The sequence below is a fragment of the Streptomyces sp. NPDC054840 genome (assembly GCF_053611065.1).
The window spans coordinates 1-5,310 of the sequence record NZ_JBSGZP010000530.1 but is presented as its reverse complement, the minus strand read 5'-3'; the positions used below and the strand labels follow the sequence as shown (position 1 = coordinate 5,310).

Sequence of the window (5,310 nt, the reverse complement as noted above, 5' to 3'; positions counted from 1 at the left end):
CTCCGGTACTCGGGCGCCCCTCCGCCTTGCGCTGCACGGCACCGGACTCCGCGGGCCGCGCCCTCCGGGCGCCCGGCGCTCCATCTGAAACACGCCCTCGCCCGCCCGCCTCGCCCGCCTGCCGCGGCCGCCTGCCTCGCCCGCCTGCCTCGCCCGCCTGCCGCGCCCGCCTGCCTCGCCCGCCTGCCTCGCCCGCCGCGCCCGCCCGCCCGCCAGCCGCGCCCGCCCCGCCGGGCCCACCCGGGCCCGGCGGCCCCCGACCGCCCCGGCTCCACCGGGCAACCCTGGGCTTCACCAGGCCTTGGCCGTTCCGGCTGCGCCGGGCAGCTGCCGCCTGCCGGTCCGACCCGGCTTCGCCGAGCCCACTCCAGCCCCGCCGGCGTTTGAGGCGCGGGGTCTGGGGCGGCGCCCCGGGAAACCCGGCTCCGCCGGGCACCGGGCCCCGCTCCGGAGCCCCCTGGCGGAGGCGAGTGGGCTACCAGCCCTGCAGGGGTGGGGAGACGTTGCTCGGCGGGCTGATCCAGGGGCGGGTCAGGGAGGCCCACACCACGAAGGCCACCGCCGCGGCGAAGAGCACGGCCCAGCCGAACCTGCGCAGCGCCCGGCGTCGGCGCAGGAGGCGGCCGCCCCGGGCCGCGGCGCCCGCCGCCAGCCCCGTCGGCACCGGCGGGTACGGGCCCTGCAAGAGCCGTTTGACCTGGGCTTCCTTCCGGTCCGGGATCCCGCTCACGCCGCCTCCCGGTTCCGCAGCGCTTCCACGGCCCGGTTGCACAGCACCCGTACCCGCTCCACCGGCATCCCGAGCTGCGCCGCCGTGACCTCTTCCGCGACCCCTTCGTAGAGCCGCAGGACGAGTACGAGCCGCTCCGGCGGGGTCAGCCGGGCGAGCAGGCCGGCGCCGCCGTGGTGGTGCCGGCCGGTCCGGGCGAAGGCGGTGCACAGTTCCTGGCGGGTGAAGTCGTACGGGTCGTCCCCGCGCAGCCGCCGCCAGTTCGCGTACGTCCGGGCCAGCGCGCCCGCCAGCAGCCGCCGGGCCGACTCCGGTTCACCGGTCAGCAGGACCGCGACGTGCAGGAGACGCCCGGCCGCGCCCGCGACGAAGGCTTCGAACTCCGCGTAGGAGCCCGCCTGTTGATCAACCACCCGCATAGTCCACATAGTGCGGGCAGCGGGGCCGCCCAGGTCAAGAGGACGGACGGACTCCGCTCAGGAGGCGGGACCGGCTTCGGCCACGGACGCCATGAGGTCCGACAGCGACAGGTTGAAGCGCGTCAGCAGACCGGTGAAGGATTCGCGCTCGCCCTCGCTCCATCCCTCCGTCACCCGGGCCATCAGCTCGCGCCGCGAGGAGCGGACCTCCTCCAGCCGGGCCAGCCCCCGCGGGGACAGCGCGAGCACCACGGCCCGCCCGTCCTCGGGGTGCGAGGTCCGCTTGACCAGACCGCTGTCGACCAGCGGCGCGACCTGCCGGGTCACCGTGGAGGAGTCGATCCCCATGCCGCCGGCGAGCGCCTTCACGCCCATCGGGCCTTCCAGGTCGAGCCGGTTCAGCAGCAGGTAGGCGGCGCGGTCCATCGAGTTGCGGGCCTGGCCCACACCGCCCAGACGGGTCTGCTCGGCACGGCGGGCGAAGACCGCCACCTGGTGCTGGAGCGCGTCGAGGAGACCGGCTCCGGCGGGCGCGTCGGGCGCCGCGGGCAGATCGGAATTGGCCGGGGTGGAAGGCATGGCCGTGGGCTCTCTTCGCGTGGGTCCGACAAGGTTGGGGGACAGAGTACGCGGCCGTGCGGCGGCTCGTACGCCGCGTACGAGAACTGGTACGGCCGGTTCGGGCCCCCGCCCCGCGGGTGTCCCGGATGGCGAGATATCGCCCCTGCCGAAGGCCCGCCCACCGTCCTGCCCCCGGCCTCTCCCGCAGGCCCTCCCGAGGGTCCTCCAGAGGGTCTGTCCGCGGCCCGGGGCCGGGTCCCGAGCGGGCTGCGAGACTGGCGGCATGAACTACCGCGTGCCCCAGCCCGTCCCCCAGGTCATCCTCGACGACATCCGGGGGGCTCAGAAGATGCTCTCCGGCGTCTCCCGGGTCACCGCCATGGAGGGCAGCCGGCACCTCTCCGCACTCACCGGTTCCCCGGTCCACCTCAAGTGCGAGAACCTCCAGCGCACCGGCTCCTTCAAGCTCCGCGGCGCCTACGTACGCATCGCCTGCCTGCGCCCCGAGCAGCGGGCCGCCGGCGTCGTCGCCGCGAGCGCGGGCAATCACGCGCAGGGCGTGGCGCTGGCCTCCTCCCTCCTCGGGGTCCGCTCGACCGTGTTCATGCCGGTCGGCGCGCCGCTGCCGAAGGTGGCCGCGACCCAGGAGTACGGCGCCGACGTCCGCCTGCACGGGCAGGTCGTCGACGAGACCTTCCTGGCCGCCCAGGAGTACGCGGACCGCACCGGCGCGGTGTTCATCCACCCCTTCGACCACCGCGACATCATCGCGGGCCAGGGCACCGTCGGCCTGGAGATCCTGGAGCAGTGCCCGGAGGTGCGGACCATCCTCGTCGGGATCGGCGGGGGCGGTCTCGCGGCCGGTGTCGCGGTCGCCGTGAAGGCGCTGCGGCCGGACGTACGGGTCATCGGGGTGCAGGCGGCGGGCGCGGCCGCGTACCCGCCCTCGCTCAGGGCCGGGCACCCGGTCTCGATCGACGAACCGAACACGATGGCCGACGGGATCAAGGTCGGGCGCCCCGGAGACGTCCCGTTCCACATCATCGGCGAGCTCGTCGACGATGTGCGTACGGTCTCCGAGGACGCCCTCTCCAGCGCCCTGCTGTTGTGTCTGGAGCGGGCCAAGCTGGTGGTCGAACCGGCCGGGTGCAGCACGGTCGCGGCTCTGCTCAGTGAGCCCGAACTGTACGGCGGGGGCCCGGTGGTGGCCGTCCTGTCCGGCGGGAACGTCGATCCGCTGCTGCTCCAGCGGATCCTGCGCCACGGCATGGCGGCGGCGGGCCGGTACCTGTCCCTGCGGCTGCGCGTGGCCGACCGGCCGGGCGCCCTGGCCGGGCTCCTGGCGGTGTTGTCGGTGGTGGATGCGAATGTGCTGGACGTGAGCCATGTGCGGACGGACCCGCGGCTGGGGCTCACGGAGGTGGAGGTGGAGCTGCACCTGGAGACGAAGGGCCCGGAGCACTGCGCGGAAGTCGCGCGTTCCCTGCATGGCGCCGGATACAAGGTGATGAGCTAGAGACCGTCCTGCCCGCTCGGGCAGGACGCACCCGTTCGGCCGAGTAGGACCTGCCCGGCACCCATAGGATTTGCATAGAAATGCCCTGAATGCCCTGATTCTACTGGCCTGATTCACTGGGAGAATCCATATGCCAGGCGCTATCTACGCGGAAGGTCTGGTCAAGACCTTCGGCGATGTACGGGCTCTCGACGGCGTGGACCTCGATGTCCCCGAAGGCACCGTCCTGGGTCTGCTCGGCCCGAACGGCGCGGGCAAGACCACGACCGTACGCGTTCTGACCACCCTCCTCCGGCCGGACAGCGGCAAGGCCGTCGTCGCCGGCATGGACGTGCTCAAGCACCCCAACGAAGTCCGCCGCGCCATCGGCCTGTCCGGCCAGTTCGCGGCCGTCGACGAGTACCTGACCGGCCGGGAGAACCTCCAGATGGTCGGTCAGCTCTACCAGATGAAGGCCAAGGCGGCCAAAGCCCGGGCCACCGAACTCCTCGAACGCTTCAACCTCTCCGACGCCGCGGACCGCACGGCGAAGACCTACTCCGGCGGCATGCGCAGGCGCCTGGACCTCGCGGCCGCCCTCGTCGTCAGCCCGCCCGTGATGTTCATGGACGAGCCGACCACCGGACTCGACCCCCGCAACCGCCAGCAGCTGTGGGGCATCATCCAGGAACTGGTCGCCGGCGGCACGACCCTCCTCCTCACCACCCAGTACCTGGAAGAGGCCGACCACCTCGCGCACGACATCTGCGTGGTCGACCACGGGAAGGTCATCGCCCGCGGGACCTCCGACCAGCTCAAGGCCCGCACCGGCGGCGAGCGCGTGGAGGTCGTCGTCCACGAGCGGCAGCACATCACCACCGCGCGCGAGGTGCTCGCCGGCTTCGGCAAGGGCGAGACCACGGTCGAGGAGCACACCCGCAAGTTGACCGTGCCCGTGGCGGGCGGCGCCAAGCTGCTCGCCGAGGTCATCCGCGATCTCGACGCCCGGGGCATCGAGATCGACGACATAGGCCTGCGCCGCCCCACCCTCGACGACGTGTTCATCTCCCTGACCGGACACGCGGCGCAGCGGGCGGCGGAGGAGCACACCGACGACGCGCCGGCCGGTCCCGAGGCCAAGGGCCGCAAGGCGGCCCGGAAGGAGGCGGCGAAGTGACCCTCACGTCCCCGAACCCGGGCACCTCCCCGAACGGCGAACTCGCGGCGCCCCGTCCGCGCGGCGGCGTCGTGCAGAGCGTCAACGACTCCCTCGTGATCGCCAAGCGGAACGTCATCAGGCTCAGCCGGATCCCCGAGATGTTGATCTTCGGGCTGATCCAGCCCGTCATGTTCGTGGTGCTGTTCAGCTTCGTCTTCGGCGGCTCGATGATGATCGGCGGCTCGACCAGCGCCAGCGACTACCGGAACTTCCTGATGGCCGGCATCTTCGCCCAGACCGTCACCTTCGCCACGGCGGGCGCGGGCGCGGGCATCGCGGACGACATGCACAAGGGCCTGATCGACCGCTTCCGATCGCTGCCCATGGCCCGCGGCGCCGTCCTGACCGGCCGTACTCTGGCGGACCTGATGCAGACCGCGCTGACGATGGTGGTGCTGGCGATCGTCGCCCTCCTCGTCGGCTGGCGCACCCACACGAGCGCCGGCGAGGTGCTGGCCGGCTTCGGTCTGCTGCTCCTGCTCGGGTACGCGTTCTCCTGGATCGGCGCCCTGATCGGGCTGTCCGTACGGACTCCGGAGGCGGCCACCTCGGGCGGGCTGATCTGGCTGTTCCCCGTCACGTTCATCTCCAACGCGTTCGTGCCCACGGAGAACATGGCGAGCTGGCTCCAGCCCATCGCCGAATGGAATCCGTTCAGCGCCACCGTCCAGGCCTGCCGCGAGCTCTTCGGGAACCCGGGCGTCTCCCGGTCCGACGCCTGGCCGATGGTCCACCCGGTCTGGGCCTCGCTGATCTGGTCGGCCCTGATCATTCTGCTCTTCCGCACCCTCGCGGTCCGCAAGTACCGCGGAGCGGACGGCTGAGATCCGCAGCCCCGTACCGCCTGCGACGCACGATGCCCGGCCGGAAGGGTCCGGCCGGGCAT

The 5,310-nt window shown here is 72.7% G+C and carries 6 protein-coding genes; 3 read left to right on the top strand and 3 right to left on the bottom strand.

The window, feature by feature from the left end; genetic code table 11:
• Positions 1–475: 475 nt before the first annotated feature.
• The 3 genes from ACWGIU_RS28790 to ACWGIU_RS28780 are packed head-to-tail and all read right to left on the bottom strand — an operon-like array spanning position 476 to position 1,728.
• Positions 476–730 carry a hypothetical protein gene (locus ACWGIU_RS28790; RefSeq protein WP_453710608.1) on the bottom strand — a complete coding sequence of 85 codons (255 nt, stop codon included), beginning with the start codon at positions 728–730 and terminating at the stop codon, positions 476–478.
• The gene (locus tag ACWGIU_RS28785) at positions 727–1,149 is read right to left on the bottom strand and encodes a sigma factor-like helix-turn-helix DNA-binding protein (RefSeq protein ID WP_453710606.1); all 423 of its coding nucleotides are present in this window, start codon (positions 1,147–1,149) and stop codon (positions 727–729) included. Before ACWGIU_RS28785 ends, ACWGIU_RS28790 begins: the two co-directional genes overlap by 4 nt.
• 57 nt (positions 1,150–1,206) lie before the next feature.
• A complete protein-coding gene (locus tag ACWGIU_RS28780; protein WP_453710604.1) occupies positions 1,207–1,728 on the bottom strand; it encodes a MarR family winged helix-turn-helix transcriptional regulator in 522 nt (173 codons plus the stop codon).
• Positions 1,729–1,993: 265 nt separating this feature from the next.
• Between ACWGIU_RS28780 and ilvA the strand changes: the two genes are divergently transcribed.
• The 3 genes from ilvA to ACWGIU_RS28765 all read left to right on the top strand — a co-directional run bounded on the left by ilvA (position 1,994) and on the right by ACWGIU_RS28765 (position 5,248).
• A complete protein-coding gene (gene ilvA / locus ACWGIU_RS28775) occupies positions 1,994–3,226 on the top strand; it encodes a threonine ammonia-lyase (RefSeq protein WP_453710602.1) in 1,233 nt (410 codons plus the stop codon).
• Between the two features lie 130 nt (positions 3,227–3,356).
• Positions 3,357–4,382: an ATP-binding cassette domain-containing protein gene (locus tag ACWGIU_RS28770; RefSeq protein ID WP_453710600.1), complete on the top strand. Its 1,026-nt coding sequence runs from the start codon at positions 3,357–3,359 to the stop codon at positions 4,380–4,382.
• Complete coding sequence (locus tag ACWGIU_RS28765; protein WP_453710598.1) at positions 4,379–5,248, top strand: ABC transporter permease; 870 nt, start codon at positions 4,379–4,381, stop codon at positions 5,246–5,248. Before ACWGIU_RS28770 ends, ACWGIU_RS28765 begins: the two co-directional genes overlap by 4 nt.
• Positions 5,249–5,310: the final 62 nt, after the last annotated feature.